The sequence below is a fragment of the Pseudomonas sp. FeN3W genome (assembly GCA_030263805.2).
GTDB lineage: Bacteria > Pseudomonadota > Gammaproteobacteria > Pseudomonadales > Pseudomonadaceae > Stutzerimonas > Stutzerimonas stutzeri_G.
Map to the genome: position 1 here is coordinate 2,108,079 of CP136010.1, position 17,461 is coordinate 2,125,539.

At 65.8% G+C, this 17,461-nt stretch carries 15 protein-coding genes; 6 read left to right on the forward strand and 9 right to left on the reverse strand.

The window, feature by feature from the left end; all coding sequences use genetic code 11:
* Positions 1–30: 30 nt before the first annotated feature.
* The 9 genes from P5704_010140 to glnT all read right to left on the reverse strand — a co-directional run bounded on the left by P5704_010140 (position 31) and on the right by glnT (position 10,047).
* Complete coding sequence (locus P5704_010140) at positions 31–1,164, reverse strand: aminomethyltransferase family protein (GenBank protein ID WOF80803.1); 1,134 nt, start codon at positions 1,162–1,164, stop codon at positions 31–33.
* 51 nt (positions 1,165–1,215) lie between these two features.
* On the reverse strand, positions 1,216–2,241 hold the full coding sequence (locus P5704_010145; GenBank protein ID WOF80804.1) for a DUF3445 domain-containing protein: 1,026 nt from the start codon (positions 2,239–2,241) through the stop codon (positions 1,216–1,218).
* Between the two features lie 9 nt (positions 2,242–2,250).
* Positions 2,251–3,195 carry a 2Fe-2S iron-sulfur cluster-binding protein gene (locus tag P5704_010150; GenBank protein ID WOF80805.1) on the reverse strand — a complete coding sequence of 315 codons (945 nt, stop codon included), beginning with the start codon at positions 3,193–3,195 and terminating at the stop codon, positions 2,251–2,253.
* Complete coding sequence (locus P5704_010155; protein WOF80806.1) at positions 3,192–3,752, reverse strand: dimethylamine monooxygenase subunit DmmA family protein; 561 nt, start codon at positions 3,750–3,752, stop codon at positions 3,192–3,194. The genes P5704_010150 and P5704_010155 overlap by 4 nt, the downstream gene beginning before the upstream one ends.
* A 339-nt stretch (positions 3,753–4,091) precedes the next feature.
* Entirely contained in the window at positions 4,092–5,402 is a 1,311-nt protein-coding gene (locus P5704_010160; protein ID WOF81200.1) for an ammonium transporter, read from the reverse strand.
* 157 nt (positions 5,403–5,559) lie between these two features.
* Positions 5,560–6,882 carry an FMN-binding glutamate synthase family protein gene (locus P5704_010165; protein WOF80807.1) on the reverse strand — a complete coding sequence of 441 codons (1,323 nt, stop codon included), beginning with the start codon at positions 6,880–6,882 and terminating at the stop codon, positions 5,560–5,562.
* A 64-nt stretch (positions 6,883–6,946) separates the two neighbouring features.
* Positions 6,947–7,630: a protein glxC gene (locus P5704_010170; protein WOF80808.1), complete on the reverse strand. Its 684-nt coding sequence runs from the start codon at positions 7,628–7,630 to the stop codon at positions 6,947–6,949.
* Between the two features lie 85 nt (positions 7,631–7,715).
* Positions 7,716–8,615, reverse strand: a complete 900-nt coding sequence (locus P5704_010175) for a glutamine amidotransferase family protein (GenBank protein WOF80809.1) — start codon at positions 8,613–8,615, stop codon at positions 7,716–7,718.
* 97 nt (positions 8,616–8,712) lie between these two features.
* A complete protein-coding gene (glnT, locus tag P5704_010180) occupies positions 8,713–10,047 on the reverse strand; it encodes a type III glutamate--ammonia ligase (GenBank protein WOF80810.1) in 1,335 nt (444 codons plus the stop codon).
* A 251-nt stretch (positions 10,048–10,298) separates the two neighbouring features.
* On the opposite strand from glnT, the gene P5704_010185 reads away from it, so the two are divergent.
* The 6 genes from P5704_010185 to P5704_010210 all read left to right on the forward strand — a co-directional run bounded on the left by P5704_010185 (position 10,299) and on the right by P5704_010210 (position 17,460).
* Positions 10,299–10,898: a helix-turn-helix domain-containing protein gene (locus P5704_010185; protein WOF80811.1), complete on the forward strand. Its 600-nt coding sequence runs from the start codon at positions 10,299–10,301 to the stop codon at positions 10,896–10,898.
* A 339-nt stretch (positions 10,899–11,237) separates the two neighbouring features.
* Positions 11,238–12,098 (forward strand): formyltetrahydrofolate deformylase, encoded by an 861-nt coding sequence (purU, locus tag P5704_010190; GenBank protein WOF80812.1) that lies wholly within the window; start codon positions 11,238–11,240, stop codon positions 12,096–12,098.
* Positions 12,095–13,015, forward strand: coding sequence for a bifunctional methylenetetrahydrofolate dehydrogenase/methenyltetrahydrofolate cyclohydrolase FolD (folD, locus tag P5704_010195; GenBank protein WOF80813.1), 921 nt, complete (start codon positions 12,095–12,097; stop codon positions 13,013–13,015). Before purU ends, folD begins: the two co-directional genes overlap by 4 nt.
* Positions 12,997–14,238, forward strand: a complete 1,242-nt coding sequence (locus tag P5704_010200) for an FAD-dependent oxidoreductase (protein WOF80814.1) — start codon at positions 12,997–12,999, stop codon at positions 14,236–14,238. Before folD ends, P5704_010200 begins: the two co-directional genes overlap by 19 nt.
* A 10-nt stretch (positions 14,239–14,248) precedes the next feature.
* Entirely contained in the window at positions 14,249–14,557 is a 309-nt protein-coding gene (locus P5704_010205; protein ID WOF80815.1) for a sarcosine oxidase subunit delta, read from the forward strand.
* Positions 14,554–17,460, forward strand: a complete 2,907-nt coding sequence (locus tag P5704_010210; protein ID WOF80816.1) for a 2Fe-2S iron-sulfur cluster-binding protein — start codon at positions 14,554–14,556, stop codon at positions 17,458–17,460. The genes P5704_010205 and P5704_010210 overlap by 4 nt, the downstream gene beginning before the upstream one ends.
* The last annotated feature ends 1 nt before the right edge of the window (position 17,461 follow it).

The window sequence follows — 17,461 nt, forward strand, 5'->3', positions numbered from 1 at the left end:
TGCGCGCCCGTTTGCGTTGGTGGCCAAGGCTCAGCCTTTGGCGGTGCGCTTCTTCTTTTCCGGATCGTCGAACGGCAGGGTATGGGCGATGGCACGGGCGGTGAGACTGCCACGCACCTCGAGCGGCGCGCCCTGTTCGGCGTAGGGCACGTCCAGGCGGGCGATGGCCATCGACCTGTTGCTCAGCTTCGAGTACATCGCGCAGGTGATCACGCCCACCTGCCGCCCCTCGGCCCAGAGCGTGTCGCCTTCCGCTGCCGGACGGTCGCTCTCCAGCAGCACGCCGAAGATCCTGAAACGCTCGCGACCCTTGAGCCGCGCATGCTCGGCACCGCCGCGGAACTCGCCCTTGGTCGGCGACACGGTGAAGTCCAGGCCCAGCTCCCAGAGGGTGTCGCCGGCCGGCTGGTCGGCGAAGGGGTACTTCTCGGAATTGTCGTAGGGAAAGAACAGCAGATAACTCTCCACCCGCAGCCAGTCGAGCGCCGTGAAGGCGCAGGGAATGATGCCCAGCGTCTTGCCCTTCTCCAGGATGCTGTCCCAGATCAGCGGGGCATCGGCCGCCTTGCAGAAGATCTCGTAGCCGCGCTCACCGGTGTAGCCGGTGCGCGAGATCATCACCGGACGGTCGAACAGACGCGTCTGCAGATGATGGAAGTACGGCAGCTCGCGAATCCCCGGCACGTGCTCGGCGAGAAAGTCCACCGCCAGCGGCCCTTGCAGCGAAAGGTCATGCAGGTCGTCATCGAAGAGCACCGCGACCTGCCGGCCCTGCGCCGAGCGCACCAGCATCTCGTGGCCGCTGCCGGCGCCATGCACCACCATGAAGGCATTGGGGCCGGTGCGGTAGATCACGCAGTCGTCGACGAACTTGCCGGCCTCGTTGAGCATGGTCGCGTAGGCCGACTTGCCCGGGTAGATCTTCGAGATGTCGCGGCTGGTGGCGTACTCCAGCAGCGACTCGGCATGCGGGCCGACGTAGTGCACCTTCTTCAGCCCGGATACGTCCATCAGCCCGGCCCGCGTGCGGATCGCCTCGTGGGCCTCGCTCAACGAGGTCGCGCCATAGGTCCAGGCGGTGCCCATGCCGTTCCAGTCTTCCAGCGCCGAGCCGAGGGCACGGTGGCGATGCGCGAGGGCGGAAATGCGCCATGAATTTGCCATGTCTTTTCTCCAGTGGTTAGGCCTGCGCTCAGGCCTGAATGAAAACGTCGGTCAGGCGGCGCAGGCCTGCGGGTCGAACTGGCGCAGCCAGTCCACCACCGTCTGCCGGTAGAGGGTCAGCCCCTTGTAGTCGGCGATCGCCTCCGGCAGGTCGCGCAGTACGCGGTGCAGGCGGCAGGCCCAGGCCGGGTTGCTGGCCAGCTCCTCGAGGCTGATCAGGTAGGTGCGGATGCCGAACAGCAGCGCATTGCTGCGCGGCAGCCGCGGCATGAACTGCAGCTCGACGCGCAGGTGCACCAGCCGGGCGACGTTTTCGGCGGTGACCTGGGCGCGCTCGGCGCCCCATTCGTGGAAAGTTTCCGAGGAGGTATCCAGGCGCGGGTTGACCGTCATGGTCCAGTTCAGGCGACGCACCGGATGGTCGACCTGGATGTTCAGCAGGTACTTCAGCGCCCGCTCGAACACGCCCAGCTGGTGCGCCATCGGCACCGGCGAATGCCATTGGGTGAAATTCATGCCGGCGTCGAACTTGATCGACCAGTCCGCCGGGCAGGTGACCATCCCGGCATCCATCCAGAGGTTGCCGTCGCGCTGGTCGAGCAGCGCGAAATCGCCCTGCACCTGGCGGGTGATGTACTCCAGCGGCTCGCAGGGCAGCGTGTCCGGATCGCCGAAGACGAAGCTCTGGCGCAGGTCCAGCGCATGGTTGCTCCAGGTCCAGTGGTTGCCGTCGCGCTCGAGCTCGAACCACTGCGGGTAGTCGGCGGCCAGGTGGGTCATCAGCATCTCGAGGGTGTCCCAGGCCGCCTGCCGCATGTGCGGCATGACCAGGCAGCGATCCGGATCGCGCTCGAGCACCCGCGCCCGTTCGGCCATCTCGGAGCGATAGTGCTCGTCGATATCGAACCAGTGCTCGAACACCGAACCCGGTTCGCGCGGCGTGGCCGGCTCGAGGTTCACCGAGTACATGTAGCTGTCCTCGGGGAAGGGAAACGGGAAGCGCGCGATGGCCTCGGGGCTGTTGCGGAAGGTGAAGTCGTCGCGATAGGTCTCGACGGGTTTCAGGGTCACAGGCATGGCGGGCTCCTAGAGATCGAGCGTCAGCGCGCTGCCGCAACGGCCGCGCGAAACACAGGGCATGAGGCGGGTGGCTTGTTCGCTGGCGGAGAGGAAATGGTCGCGATGCTCCACCTCGCCAGCCACATAGGGCGTTGCGCAGAGGCCGCAGACGCCGCCCCGGCACAGGCTGGGGACTTCCACGCCGTGGGCCTCCAGGGTTTCCAGCAGGCTGGCCTCGGCCGACACCTGCAACTGGCGGCCGCTGCGCTGCAAGGTGGCGACAAAGGGCTCGCCCGGCTCCGCGGTGGCGAAGGCCTCCCAGTGCACGCGACTCTGCGGCCAGCCCAGCGCCGCGGCCTGTTCGCGCACCTCGTCGAGCAGGCGCTGCGGCCCGCAGACATAGACATGAGTGCCGAGCGGCTGGGCGCGCAGCAGCGCGGCGACGTCCAGGCGCTGGCGCTGCGTTGCGTCGTAGCCGTGCAGGCGCTCACCCAGTTGGCCACGCAGCTCGTCCCGGTAGGCGTCGGTCAACCCGGCGCGAAAGGCGTAATGCAGCTCGAAGCTGGCGCCCTGGGCTTGCAGGTCGGCGCTGTAGGCCATGAACGGGGTGATGCCGATGCCCCCAGCGATCAGCAGGTGGTGGCGCGCCAGCTTGCTCGGCGCGAACAGGTTGGCCGGCGGCGACAGCTGCAGTTCATCACCCTCAGCGACCTTCTCGTGCAGGTAGCGCGACCCACCACGCGACCGCTCGGCGAGCCGCACGGCGATGCGGTACTGGCGCCAATCGGCCGGGTCACCGAGCAGGGAGTAGGCATTCTTCAGCGGGCGCTGCGCGTCGGGCAGGTGCACCAGCACATGGCTGCCGGCGGAGAAGCCCGGCAGCCTGCCATGCACGGGCTCGAAGGTGAATTCCCGCACCAGCGGCGTCAGCTGGCGAATCCGCGCGACGCGGACGGCTATCGCTGCGCTCATGGCCGGCCCTCCCCATGTGGCCGCTGCGCATCGAGGCAGACGCCCATGTAGGCGCCGAGGCGGCGGGAGAAATGCTCGCGCACCATCAGTTGCACACCGCAGCCGCTGCAGACCACGACATTTTCGGCACCGATGCACTGCTGGGTGGCGCAGTGCACGCAATACAGCTCACGCGCAGCGCCGACCTTGACCCGCTCGATCTCTTCGTCCAGCAGACCGCTGTCGCGCGCCAGCCCAGAGATTTTCCAGAGAAAGCTTTCGTCGCCGCAGACGTACAGGCGAGTACCGACCGGGGCCGAGGACAGCAGGCTGAGCAGGCGCACCTCAAGCAGCGCGAACGCACCGCAACTACGATGCTCGCCAGTCCAGGCTGCCTCGCCATGCAGACTGGCCAGTTCCAGCGGCTGGCCGTCGGCGCTCAGCTGCCCGTGCAGGCGCGCCGCCTCAGCCAGGCTGGCGTCCTGAATCACCAGCAGTCGTCGTCCCGCACCCAGTAGCGATAGAACCGCCGGGTAGACCGGCTTGCTGTGCATCACTACAGCCTCTTCGACATTCATTTCCAGACCTCCCCTGCCTTCGGTGAGAGCGGTGAACCGTCAAGGCATCGCGCCCACAAATTTACCAACGAGAACTTTTTCTTCCTGCAAGGAAAGCACAGAGTATGCCATTGTTCGGTAAATCACTGATCAGAAAGGAATTCCCTCGTTGGGCAGCGGCTCAGCCCACGATCCCGCTCACTTTTGCAGCGGCGTTTCGCACAATGCTCGAGCAGGGTGGTTCGAAAAAGGAGCATGTCGATGCAGGGTCTGATGCGGGTCGGCCCCGAAAGCTTGTGCCGCGGCGCTAGAAGCAGAAACGCCGGGCACAGCCCGGCGTTTTGCACAGCACAATATTCATCAGTGGTTGTAAGCGGTCTCGTTGTGCTCGGCGAGGTCCAGGCCGATGTCTTCGGATTGTTCGTCGACGCGCAAACCGACCAGCTTGTCGACCAGCTTGAGCAGCACCCAACTGACGGCGAAGCAGTAGACGAAGGTGAACAGCACGCTCTTCAGCTGTGCCCAGACTTGCGGAATGATCTCGCTGCCCTCGACGTAGCCGCCCAGCGCCGGCACGCAGAACACGCCGGTGAGGATGGCGCCGACCACGCCGCCGACGCCGTGCAGGCCGAACACGTCCAGGCTGTCGTCATAGCCCAGGCGTTGCTTGAGCGAGGTGACTGCGAGGTAGCACAGCACGCCGCTGAGCAGGCCGATGGCCAGTGCGCCGCCCGGCCCGACGTAGGCGCAGGCCGGGGTGATGCCGACCAGCCCGGCGATGGCACCGGACGCCAGGCCCAGGGCACTGGGACGGCCGGTCTTCAGCAGTTCGACGAGCATCCAGCCGACGATGCCGGCGCAGGCGCCCAGCTGGGTGTTGAGCATGGTGATGCCGGAAATGCCACCCACTCCGGCTGCGGAGCCGACGTTGAAGCCGAACCAGCCGACCCACAGCAGCGCCGCGCCGGTCATCGCCAGCGGCAGGTTGTGCGGACGGATCTCTTGCGGATAGCCCTTGCGCTTGCCGAGCAGCAGGCAGGCGGCCAGCGCCGCGACGCCGGCGTTGATGTGCACTGCGGTGCCGCCGGCGAAATCGAGGACGCCCCAGTTGTGCATCAGCGCGCCCGGACCGCCCCAGACCATGTGGGCCATCGGCGCGTAGACGAAGGTGAACCACAGCGCCATGAACAGCAGCGCGGCGACGAATTTCATGCGCTCGGCGAAGGCACCGGCGATCAGCGCCGGGGTGATGATGGCAAAGGTCATCTGGAAGGTGATGAACACCCCTTCCGGCATCCCCAGCACCAGGCTGTCGCCATTCAGGCCCGCCAGCATGGCCCGATCGAGGCCGCCGACGAAGCTGTTGAAGCTGAATTCACCCTCGACCATGCCGCTGGTGTCGATCACCAGGCTGTAGCCGTAGAGCACCCAGAGCACGCCGATCACGCCGGCGATGGCGAAGCACTGCGAGAACAGCGAAAGCATGTTCTTGGCGCGCACCAGGCCGCCGTAGAACAGGGCGAGGCCCGGCAGGCACATGCACAGCACCAGCAGCGTGGCGGTCATCATCCAGGCGGTGACGCCGGTATCCAGCGTCGCCTCCTCGGCCAGCGCCAGTGGCGCGAAGGCCATCAGCAGCAGCGGCAGGGCCGCGCGCAGGCGCCGCAGCAGCGGCGAAGCGGGTGCGAGCGAAGCGTGAAGTGTGGTCGTCATGGTGTAGCTCCTCAAACGTCATCGGAATTCGTGAACATCCTGTCGTGCGATGCCCAATCACGGCGGGATAGAACCGTGCAGAGGCGCCGCTACGCGGCCGGCGCCTCCTTGCCGGTCAGAACTGCTGGCCCGGTATCCAGTGGGTCCCGGCCAGCGGCACCCGCGCCATGGCGGCCGATTCCACGGTCAGCGCCACCAGGTCCTCGGGGTCGAGGTTGTGCAGGTGCGACTTGCCACAGGCGCGGGCCATGGTCTGCGCTTCCAGCACCAGCACGCGCAGGTAGTTGGCCAGCCGGCGGCCGCCCTCCACCGGGTCGAGGCGCTTGGAGAGCTCCGGGTCCTGGGTGGTGATGCCGGCCGGGTCGCGGCCGTTCTGCCAGTCGTCGTAGAAGCCGGCGGCCGAGCCGATCTTCTTCAGTTCGTCGTCCAGGCGCGGGTGGTTGTCGCCCAGGGCGATCAGCGCGGCGGTGCCGATGGCCACCGCGTCGGCACCCAGCGCCATGGCCTTGGCCACGTCGGCGCCGGTGCGGATGCCGCCGGAGACGATCAGCTGCACCTTGCGATGCATGTCCATCTCCTGCAGCGCCTGCACCGCCTGCGGGATGGCGCAGAGGATGGGGATGCCGACGTGCTCGATGAACACTTCCTGGGTCGCCGCGGTGCCGCCCTGCATGCCGTCGAGCACGATCACGTCGGCGCCGGCCTTCACCGCCAGCTTGACGTCGTAGTACGGGCGGCTGGCGCCGATCTTCACGTAGATGGGTTTTTCCCAATCGGTGATCTCGCGGATCTCGGCGATCTTGATCGCCAGGTCATCCGGGCCGGTCCAGTCCGGGTGGCGGCAGGCGCTGCGCTGGTCGACGCCGATCGGCAGTGTGCGCATGCCGGCGACGCGCTCGGTCACCTTCATGCCCAGCAGCATGCCGCCGCCGCCCGGCTTGGCGCCCTGCCCCAGCACGATCTCGATGGCATCGGCCTTGCGCAGGTCGTCCGGGTTCATGCCGTAGCGCGACGGCAGGTACTGGTAGACCAGGTGCTGCGACTGGCCGCGCTCTTCCGGGGTCATGCCGCCGTCGCCGGTAGTGGTGCTGGTGCCGGCGATGCTGGCGCCGCGACCGAGGGCTTCCTTGGCCTGCGCCGACAGTGCGCCGAAGCTCATGCCGGCGATGGTGACCGGGATCTTCAGGTGGATCGGCTTCTTGGCGAAGCGGGTGCCGAGCACCACGTCGGTGCCGCACTTCTCGCGGTAGCCTTCCAGCGGGTAGCGCGACATGGAGGCGCCGAGCAGCAGCAGGTCGTCGAAGTGCGGGACCTTGCGCTTGGTGCCGCCGCCGCGGATGTCATAGATGCCGGTTTCCGCGGCGCGCTGGATTTCCTGGATGGTCAGGCGATCGAAGGTGGCGGACTCGCGCAGCACCGGGGGGAATTTCTCGCTCATGGATGTACTCCTTGGCAGGAAGAGGCAGGCGTCAGCTGCACCGCCGCTTCCGGCGAAACGGGGGTCAGTAGGCCGAGGCGTTGTCGACCTTGAAGTTGTAGAGCTGGCGTGCCGAGCCGTAGCGCTTGAAGGCCTTGGGGTCTTCCTTGAAGCCGGCGCGGTTGAGCAGCTCCTGCAGTTCTTCCAGGTGCTCGGCGCGCATCGGCTTCTCGATGCAATCCGAGCCCAGCGACTTCACCGAGCCCTTCACGTAGATGCGCGTCTCGTAGAGCGAATCGCCCAGCGCGTCGCCGGCATCGCCGCAGACCACCAGCCGGCCTGCCTGGCCCATGAAGCAGCTCATGTGGCCGATGCTGCCGCCGACGACGATGTCGATGCCCTTCATGGAGATGCCGCAGCGCGCGCCGGCATCGCCCTCGATCACCAGCAGGCCGCCGTGGGCGGTGGCGCCGGCAGCCTGGGAGGCGCTGCCCTTCACGCGTACAGCACCGGACATCATGTTTTCCGCCACGCCGACGCCGACGTTGCCATGCACGGTGACGGTGGCCTTCTGGTTCATGCCGGCGCAGTAGTAGCCGGCATGCCCCTGGATATCGATGGACAGGGCGGCATTCACGCCGACGGCCAGGTTGTGCTTGCCATCCGGGTGGGTGACCACCCATTCGCGGTCGTCCAGTTGGCTGACTTGCTCATGCAGGGCCTGATTGAGATCGCGCACGGCGGATACGGACAAATCGATGGTTTTCATGGGTTTCAAACTCCGAGGGTCGGGAGTCGTACACAGCCTTCCGTTGCACTTGCAGTGCACATGGCGGGCTGTGGGCGAGCTCGCTTCATGCGCGTTCCCAGATGTACAGGGTGGCCGGCTCCGGCTCCCAGACCCGGGCCTTGTCGATACCGGGCAGACTGGCCAGGGCCTGGTACTCCGAGGCCATGGCCACGTAGTCGTCGGTCTCGGCGAGGATGGCCGGCTTGCAGGCGATGGGGTCGCGGATCACCGCGAAACCGTTGCGGGTGCCGATGGCAAAGGTGAAGAAGCCGTCCAGCTCCTCGAGGGCGTGGTCGAGCGCCTGCTGCAGGCTGTCGCCCTGTTGCAGGCGCCAGGTCAGGTAACCGGCGGCGACCTCGGTATCGTTTTCCGTCTCGAATTCGATGCCGTGGCGGCGCAGTTCCTGGCGCAGGCGGAAGTGGTTGGACAGCGAGCCGTTGTGCACCAGGCAGAGGTCGTCGCCGGTGGTGAAGGGATGGCTGCCTTCCATGGTCACCGCGCTTTCGGTGGCCATGCGGGAGTGCCCGATGATGTGGCTGCCCTTCATCTTCGCCAGGCCGAAGCGTTCGGCGATTTCGCGCGGCAGGCCCATGCCCTTGAGGATCTCGATGCTCTGGCCGGCGCTCATGATGCGCACGCCAGGCGCCAGCTCCCTGAGCGCCGCGCGCACCGCCGATTCCTCCGCGGCGACCTTGAGCACCGCCGCGCTGGCATTGGTGAACCAGTCCAGCGAACAACCCAGGCGCCCTTCCAGCGCGCCCATCAGGCTTTTCCAGTCAAGGCTGGCGTCATTGCTCTGCAGGGTCAGCTTGACCCAGCCCTCCCTGACTTCATCGCCGTAGATGGCAAAGCCTGCGCTGTCCGGACCGCGATCGGTCATCGCCAGCAGCATCGGCTCGAACAGCGCACCGAGCTGGGATTCCAGCTCCGGGTTCTTCAAATAGAGCCCCACGATTCCACACATATAGATGTCCTCACTGCATTCGGGAGGCTGGAGGGTCGAGATCGGCTGCCGCAGACATGCTTCGTCCGGCGTCACCTTCCCCGGCATCCAGCGGCTTTCAGAAAAATTCGGTGTAGCGCTGGATTTCCCAGTCCGAGACGTGCCGGCTGTATTCCACCCACTCCATGCGCTTGAGCTTGAGGAATTCGTCGACGATCTCCGCGCCCAGCACCTCGCGGAACAACGGGTCGGCCTGGAGCGCGTCGCAGGCTTCTTTCAGCGACTGCGGCAGGGTCTGGATGCCGCGCGCGGCGATCCTTTCCAGCCCCAGGTCGTAGAGGTTCTCGTTGCAGGGCGCGCCGGGGTCGAGCTGGCGATCGATGCCATCCAGGCCGGCAGCGATGATCGCGGCCGTGACCAGGTAGGGATTGCAGCCGGCATCCGGCAGCCGGAACTCGATGCGCCCGTAGGGAATGCGCACCATCGCCGAGCGATTGTTGGCACCGTAGGCGACGAACGCCGGCGCCCAGGTCGCACCGGACAGCGAGCGCCCCACCACCAGGCGCTTGTAGGAGTTCACCGTCGGCGCGGCGAAGGCGCAGAGCGCCGGCGCGTGGGCGAGCAGGCCCGCGGCGAAGTGGTAGGCGAGCTTCGACAGGCCCATGCCGCTCGGGTCGCTGGCGTCGTGAAAAAGGTTCTTGTTGCTGGCGCTGCCTATCGACAGGTGGAAGTGCATGCCATTACCGGCACGCTTGGGGTCCGGCTTGGGCATGAAGGAGCAGATCATGCCCAGTTCGTTGGCGATCTCGCCGGCGGCCATGCGGAAGAAGGTGAAGCGGTCCGCCGAGGTCATGGCGTCGCTGTAGGTGTAGTTGATCTCGAACTGGCCGTTGGCGTCCTCGTGGTCGATCTGGTAGATCTCGAAATCCACCGCCTGCAGCGCCTCGGTCAGGCGTTCGAGGAAGACCCGCGAGCGCGACAGGCCCTTGTAGTCGTAGCAGGGCTTGTCCAGGTTATCGCTGGCGTCCACCAGCTGCAGATGGCCCTCGCCATCACGGCGGAACAGGCTGAACTCGGGCTCGAGCCCGGTATTGAGGGTCCAGCCGCGCTCGCTGAGCCGGCGCACCTGCTGCTGCAGCACGTAGCGGCTGTCGTACGGCCAGGGCTTGCCATCCACATGACCGATGCACAGCACGCGGCCGTAACCCGGTTGCCAGGGTACCGGCGTCAGGGTCTGCAAGTCGCCGCGCGCCATGAAGTCCGGTCCGTGGGGCTCCATGCCCATGCCGCAGATGGCGAAACCGGCGAAGCCGGCGCCGACTTCGGCGACCGATTCCAGGCCACACACCGGTACGGACTTCGTCTTGGCCGAACCGTGGATATCGACAAACTGAGCCAGCACATACCTGATGCCGTGCTGATCGATGATTCGTTGGGTTTCACTGGGCAACATCGTCGTTCGCTCCTTGGTATCGCCAACATATTCCGGAAGAGAATTTTTATTTCGCTAAAGGAAATGCAAGCCGCTTGCCAAGATTCGCCTGCGCGCGAAAAGCCGCTGGAACCCGTGTTTCTTCTATATACAGAGGAAAAATGTTTTCATTGGACGAAACCGGCGCCTGCAAAGGCCGAACGGGCTTGGCCCTGACCGCTCACTGATGGTGCGCGCCGATCATTCGAAGCACTGAAATCGCACGGCCTCACATGACCAGATCGACCGACAACGAACCGCGCCTGAAGCTCGAGCAGTACCTAGGCATCCAGCTCAAGCGGCAGCGCCAGGCCCAGGGCCTGAAGATCGCCGATGTCGCACGCATTGCCGGCATCAGCCAGGGCATGCTCAGCAAGATCGAGAACGCCCAGGTCTCCACCAGCCTCGATTCACTCAGCCGCCTCTGCGACGTGCTGGGGATGCCCATGTCCAAGCTGTTCAGCCAGTACGACCAGCAAGGCGGCAGTGCGCTGCTGGTCAAGAAGGGGGAAGGCATGGAAGTGGTGCGACGCGGCACGGAGAAGGGCCACACCTATCACCTGCTCAATCACACCCGCGGCCCGAAGAAGAGCTTCGAGGCGTACATGATCACCATGGATGACGCCAGCGAGGAGTTCCCGACCTTCGCCCATCCCGGCACCGAATTCATCCACCTGCTTGATGGCGAACTCGTCTATCGCCACGGCAACCAGCTCTATCCGATGCAAGCCGGCGACAGCCTGACCTTCGACGGCGAAGTCCCCCACGGCCCGGAGAAACTGGTCCAGGTACCGATTCGCCTGCTTTCGATCATGAATTACGACAAGGAGTAGGAATGGGCTGGAACGCCTGAACCCTACCGGTCGTCGGGCGGGTAACACCCGCTCGACATATCTCAGGACGGCGCCCCGTCGGCGGGTTGCACCCGCCCTGCCTTCCTGGCCCTCCTCGCCTCAAGCCCCGCCGGCCTTCTGCGCTCCCAGAGCCGCACCCGAAAAATTCCTGGTGAGATATTTTTTTTCCTAACGGTATGGACCTGAAGGATCCGTTCGCTTATAAAACCACTCAAGCGAAAGATATATTCCTAGCAGTTAAAAATATTCGCACCTGAACACATTGTTCACCGATGAACATTGCACTTGCCCTCTGCCGCCCCTTCCTGAGGACTCGACATGCAACACGAACAATTCATCATCAAGATCAGCTGCCCGGCCACCTCTGGCATCGTCGCCTCGGTGACGAGCTTTCTGTCCGAACACGGCTGCTACATCAGCGAAATGTCCCAGTTCGATGACGAGCTCAGCGGCCGGTTCTTCATGCGTGCTGTGTTTCGCTTCAACACCGGCCTGGACGGCGACATCGACCTGATCGAGCGCGGCTTCGTCGATGTCGCCGGCAAGTTCGACATGGACTGGGAACTGCACAGCACCGCGCAACCCATGCGCGTCCTGCTGATGGTGAGCAAGTTCGACCACTGCCTGAGCGACCTGCTGTATCGCTACCACAAGGGCGAGATGGATATGCAGATCACCGCCATCGTCTCCAACCACCTCGACCTGCGCCCCATGGCCGAACGCGAGGGCATCCGCTTCATCTACCTGCCGGTCAATCGCGACAACAAGGCGCAGCAGGAAGCCGAGCTGATGAACATCATCGAGGACACCGGCACCGAACTGGTGGTGCTGGCGCGCTACATGCAGATTCTCTCGGACGACCTTTGCAAGAAGCTCGCCGGCCGCGCGATCAACATCCACCATTCCTTCCTGCCCGGCTTCAAGGGTGCCAAGCCCTACCACCAGGCCTTCGACCGCGGGGTCAAGCTGATCGGCGCCACGGCGCACTACGTGACCAGCGACCTGGACGAGGGGCCGATCATCGAGCAGGAGGTCCAGCGCGTCGATCACGCGTACAAGCCGGACGATCTGGTGACCATCGGTCGCGATACCGAGACCGTGGCGCTTTCCAAGGCGGTCAAGTTCCACCTCCAGCACCGCGTATTCCTCAACCACGACAAGACGGTGATCTTCCGGTGAACACTCAGCAAAGCGACAAACTCATCGATGGCAAGGCCGCCGCCGCGCAGGTGATCGAGGAAGTGGCCGCCGAGGTCGCGACGCTCAAGGCCGAAGGCCTGGAGCCTGCCCTGGCGGTGGTGCTGATCGGCGACGACCCGGCCAGCCACGTCTATGTGCGCAACAAGGTGCTGCGCGCCGAGCAGGCCGGTATTCGCTCGCTGGAGTTCCGCATGCAGGCCGACAGCTCCGCCGAGGCCGTGCTGGAGATGATCGCCGGACTGAACGCCGACCCCAGGGTGCACGGCATCCTGGTGCAGCTGCCGCTGCCGGCGCACATCGACGAACGCCTGGTGCTGCAGGCAATCGACCCGGCCAAGGACGTCGACGGCTTCCACAGCGACAACGTCGGCGGACTCAGCCAGGGCCGTCCGGTGCTGACGCCCTGCACACCAGCCGGCTGCATGCGTCTGCTGCGCGATCGACTCGGTGACCTGGCGGGCAAGCACGCGGTGGTGGTCGGCCGCTCCAACATCGTCGGCAAGCCGATGGCCGCACTGCTGCTGGCGGCCGACTGCTCGGTGACCGTCCTGCATTCGCGCAGCCGCGAGCCACAGGCGCTGAGCCGGCAGGCAGACATCCTGATCGCCGCGGTCGGTCGGCCACGGATGATCGACGCCGCCTGGATCAAGCCCGGCGCCGTGGTGATCGATGTCGGCATCAACCGCATCGAGGAAGACGGCCGAACCCGGCTGGTCGGCGACGTCGATTTCGACAGCGTGCTGCCGCTGGTGTCGGCCATCACCCCGGTACCCGGCGGCGTCGGCCCGATGACCATTGCCCTGCTCATGCAGAACACCGTCACTGCTGCGCGCCAGCAGCGCAAACAGGCGGCCGCACGGTCCGCCGAGGAGTCGACATGCCTTTCAACCTGCTGAAATACGGGCTGTCCTCCGAGTACCCGGCGGAGGTCGACCTGCCGCCGCCGACGGAGCTGAAGCCGGCCTACGACGTGGTGATCATCGGCGGTGGCGGCCACGGCCTGGCCACCGCCTATTACCTGGCCCGCTACCACGGGGTGACCAACGTCGCGGTGCTGGAGAAGTCCTACCTGGGCGGCGGCAACACCGCGCGCAACACCGCGGTCATTCGCTCCAACTACCTCACCAGCGAGGGCGTGAAGTTCTACGCCGAGTCGGTGCGGCTGTTCCAGGGCCTTTCCAACGAATTCGACTTCAACATCATGTATTCCGAGCGTGGCCAGCTGACCCTGGCCCACACGGACTCCACGGTGCGTGCCTTCCGCCAGCGTGCCGAGGTCAACAAGCACTTCGGCGGGCGCACCGAGATGATCGATCGCCAGCAGATCCGCGAGCTGGTGCCGACGCTCAATCTCGACCCCGGCCACCTTCCGGTACTCGCCGGCCTCTGGCACATGGACGGCGCCACCGCGCGGCACGACGCGGTGGCCTGGGGCTACGCCAAACAAGCCGCCAAGCGCGGGGTGGAGATCCACCCGCTTACCGAGGCGCAGGATTTCGTCGTGGAGAACGGCCGGGTGACCGCGGTGAAGACCAACCGCGGCACGATCAAGTGCGGCTGCGTGGTGCAGGCCATCGCCGGCCACAGCTCGCTGCTGCTGAACAAGCTGGGCATCCGCGCGCCGATCCACAGCTACCCGCTGCAGGCCATGGTGACCCAGCCGTTCAAGCCCTTCCTCGATCCGCTGGTGAGCTCGTCCGCCCTGCATTGCTACGTGCAGCAGACCGGCCGCGGCGAGGTGGTGATCGGTGGCGGCTCCGACCCCTACCCGCTCTACAACACCCGCTCGACCTTGGAGCTCAAGGAAGGTCTGCTGGCGCACGCCATCGAGATGTTCCCCTTCCTCGCCAACGCCAAGCTGATGCGTCAGTGGGCCGGCATCACCGACATGACCCCCGACTACAGCCCGATCATGGGTCTGTCGCCGATCGACAACTACTACCTGGACGCTGGCTGGGGCACCTGGGGCTTCAAGTCCACGCCGATCTGCGGCAAGACCATGGCCGAACTGGTCGCCAACGGCGGCAAGGTGCCCGAGCTGATCGCGCCGTTCAGCCTCGCCCGCTTCTCGCGCTTCCAGCAGGTCAACGAGATGGGCGCCACCGCCGCCAGCCATTGAGGACATCCCGATGAAGATCATGCCCTGCCCGCTCAACGGGCCACGCAACATCAGCGAATTCACCTATGGCGGCGAACTTAAGGCCATGCCCGATCAGAACACCTGCTCCGATGAAGAATGGGCCGACTATGTGTTCAACAAGGAGAACCGCGCCGGCGTGGTCATCGAGTGGTGGATGCACAACGCCTCCAGCTACTGGTTCCTCGCCGAGCGCCACACGGTGAGCGACGAAATCCTCCGCACCTTCGACCCGAAGGAACTCTTCACCCGCCGCGTTGAGTTCAGCGCCGCCCCGGCCAGACAGGAGGTCAACGCATGACGGCCTTCAATCGCCTACCCGCCCCGCTGGGCCTGCTGATCGACCGCGGGCAGCCGGTCAGCTTCAGCTTCGATGGCCAGACCTACCAAGGCCTCAAGGGCGACAGCATCGCCAGCGCTCTGCTCGCCAACGGCCGCTGGCTGCTCTCGCGCTCGTTCAAGTATCACCGCCCGCGCGGCCCGCTGACCCTCGCCGGCCAGGATGCCAACACCCTGGTGCAACTGCCCCACGAGCCGAACTTGCTGGCCGACATGGAGCCGCTTGCGGCCGGCCAGCAGGTCACCGCGCAGAACGTCTCGGGCAGCCTGGACAACGACCGTGATGCGTACCTCGGCAGGTTTTCCCGGTTCATGCCGGTGGGTTTCTACTACCGCAGCTTCTACAAGCCCAAGGGCATCTGGAATCGCTGGGAGCCCTTGATCCGCAAGAAGGCCGGTCTCGGCGTGCTCGACGTGAACTTCCAGCCCGAGTACTACGACAAGGCGTTCCTGTTCCCCGATCTTGCCGTGGTCGGTGCCGGCCCGGCCGGCCTGGAAGCGGCGCTGAGCGCCGCCGACGCCGGTGCCAAGGTGCTATTGATCGAACAGCAGGCGTATCTGGGCGGCGCCCTGGCCTGGGGTCGTTTTGATGTGGACGGCAAGCGCGCCGAAAGCCTGCGGCAGAAGCTGGTCAGCGCCGTAGAGAGCCATCCGAACATCCAGATCATGCTGGAGGCCACCTGCAATGCCTGGTTTACCGAGCACTACCTGCCGGTGATTCAGGGCAAGCGCCTGTACAAGGTGCGCGCCAGGCAATGCATCGTCGCCGCTGGCGCGTTCGACCAGCCGGTGGTGTTTCGCAACAACGACCTGCCAGGGATCATGCTCACCAGCGCCGCCCAGCGCCTGATCAAGCTCTACGCGGTCCAGCCGGGCCACCGCGGCGTGGTGCTCACTGGCAACGACGACGGCTACCTGGCCGCCCTCGACCTGATCGAGGCCGGCGTGCAGGTCGCCGCACTGGTGGACATGCGCCCGCAGCCCAGCGACAGCAGCCTGCTTGCTGCGGTGCAGGCGCAAGGCATTCGATGCGAGCTGAACAGCACGGTGTACGAGGCGCTGCACACCAGGGGCATGCGCCACGTCAGCGGGGTGGACATCCGCCGCATCGTCGGCAAGGGCCGGGTGGCCGAAAAAAGCCTTCAGCTCGACTGCGACCTCGTCTGCATGTCCGCCGGCTACATGCCGGTCTACCAGTTGCTCTGCCAGGCCGGCGGCAAGCTGGCCTACGACGATAGCCGCGCCACCTTCACCCTGAGCGGCCTGCCCGCCGGGCTACAGGCCGCCGGCTCGGTCAACGGCCGCCACAGCCTCGACAACCTGCTGCTCGAAGCCCGGGAGGCTGCGACCAGGGCCTGCACCGCCCTGGGCCTGAACCCGCCAACGGTGACCGGCAGCCCGCTCGCCGAGGTATCGCCGAACTTTCCCTGGCCGATCTTTGCTCATCCCAAGGGCAAGGAATTCGTCGACTTCGACGAAGACCTGCAGGTGCGTGACATCGTCAACGCCACCCGCCACGGCTATCGCGACGTGCAACTGGTCAAACGCTTTTCCACCGTCGGCATGGGTCCGTCCCAGGGCCGCCATTCGGCGCTGCCCACCGCGCGCCTGGTGGCCGAAGCCACCGGGCGCAGCGTCAGCGAGACCGGCGTGACCACCGCACGGCCGCCATTCGTGGCCGAGAAGCTCGCCCACGTCGCCGGCCGCGGTTTCGATCCCTACCGGCAGACGCCGATGCACCACCGCCACCTGGAGCTGGGCGCCAAGATGATGCCTGCCGGTGTCTGGCAGCGCCCCGCCTATTACGGCAAGCCCGAGGAGCGCGACGCCTGCATGCAGGCCGAGGCGCGCCACGTGCGCGAGCAGGTCGGCCTGATCGACGTCTCCACCCTCGGCGGGCTGGACGTGCGCGGCCCGGATGCCGCCGAGTTGCTCAACCGCCTGTACACCTTCGCCTTTCTCAAGCAGCCGGTCGGTCGCTCGCGCTACGCGCTGATGACCGACGAGCAAGGCGTGGTGATCGATGACGGCGTCTGCGCGCGCTTCGCCGACGACCATTTCTACGTCACCGCTACCACCAGCGGGGTCGATCGCATCTACCAGCAGATGCTCAAGTGGAACGCCCAATGGCGGCTGAACGTGGACGTCACCAACGTCACCGCCGCGCTGGCGGCTGTGAACCTGGCCGGCCCGCTGTCCCGGCAGGTGCTGCGCAAGGTCTGTCATGACGTCGATCTGTCCGCCGACGCCTTTCCCTATCTCGGCGTGCGCCTGGGCACCGTGCTCGGCATCCCCGCCCGGCTGATGCGCGTCGGCTTCGTCGGCGAGTTGGGCTACGAGATTCACGTCCCGGCGCGCTACGGCGAGTACCTCTGGGATTCGCTGATGCAGGCCGGCGAGAAGGACGGCATCCGCCCGTTCGGCGTCGAGACCCAGCGCCTGCTGCGTCTGGAAAAGGGCCACGTGATCATCAGCCAGGACACCGACGGCATGACCACCCCGGCCGAGATCGACATGACCTGGGCCATCGCCCGCAGCAAGCCGTTCTTCGTCGGCAAACGCTCGGTGGAGATTCTGGAAAAGCAGCCGCTGCGCCGCAAGCTGGTCGGCTTCACCCTGCCCAAGGGCGCCAGCCAGCCACTGGAAGGGCATCTGGTGCTGAACGGGCCGGACATTTCCGGCAACGTCACCTCCTGTGAATACAGCCAGACCCTCGGCCAGATCATCGGCCTGGCCTATGCCGGCGCGCACCAGGCCGAGCCCGGCAGTCTCATTCCCATTCGCGTCGAAGGCGGCGAAGTGGTCCAGGCGACCGTCGTCAAGCTGCCGTTCTTCGATCCCCAGAACCAACGTCAGGAGCTGTAAG

Coding starts and splice junctions, on each gene's coding strand:
- P5704_010140 (WOF80803.1), bottom strand. CDS start 1,164: ATGGCAAATTCATGGCGCATTTCCGCCCTCGCGCATCGCCACCGTGCC.
- P5704_010145 (WOF80804.1), bottom strand. CDS start 2,241: ATGCCTGTGACCCTGAAACCCGTCGAGACCTATCGCGACGACTTCACC.
- P5704_010150 (WOF80805.1), bottom strand. CDS start 3,195: ATGAGCGCAGCGATAGCCGTCCGCGTCGCGCGGATTCGCCAGCTGACG.
- P5704_010155 (WOF80806.1), bottom strand. CDS start 3,752: ATGAATGTCGAAGAGGCTGTAGTGATGCACAGCAAGCCGGTCTACCCG.
- P5704_010165 (WOF80807.1), bottom strand. CDS start 6,882: ATGAGCGAGAAATTCCCCCCGGTGCTGCGCGAGTCCGCCACCTTCGAT.
- P5704_010170 (WOF80808.1), bottom strand. CDS start 7,630: ATGAAAACCATCGATTTGTCCGTATCCGCCGTGCGCGATCTCAATCAG.
- P5704_010175 (WOF80809.1), bottom strand. CDS start 8,615: ATGTGTGGAATCGTGGGGCTCTATTTGAAGAACCCGGAGCTGGAATCC.
- glnT (WOF80810.1), bottom strand. CDS start 10,047: ATGTTGCCCAGTGAAACCCAACGAATCATCGATCAGCACGGCATCAGG.
- P5704_010185 (WOF80811.1), top strand. CDS start 10,299: ATGACCAGATCGACCGACAACGAACCGCGCCTGAAGCTCGAGCAGTAC.
- purU (WOF80812.1), top strand. CDS start 11,238: ATGCAACACGAACAATTCATCATCAAGATCAGCTGCCCGGCCACCTCT.
- P5704_010200 (WOF80814.1), top strand. CDS start 12,997: ATGCCTTTCAACCTGCTGAAATACGGGCTGTCCTCCGAGTACCCGGCG.
- P5704_010205 (WOF80815.1), top strand. CDS start 14,249: ATGAAGATCATGCCCTGCCCGCTCAACGGGCCACGCAACATCAGCGAA.
- P5704_010210 (WOF80816.1), top strand. CDS start 14,554: ATGACGGCCTTCAATCGCCTACCCGCCCCGCTGGGCCTGCTGATCGAC.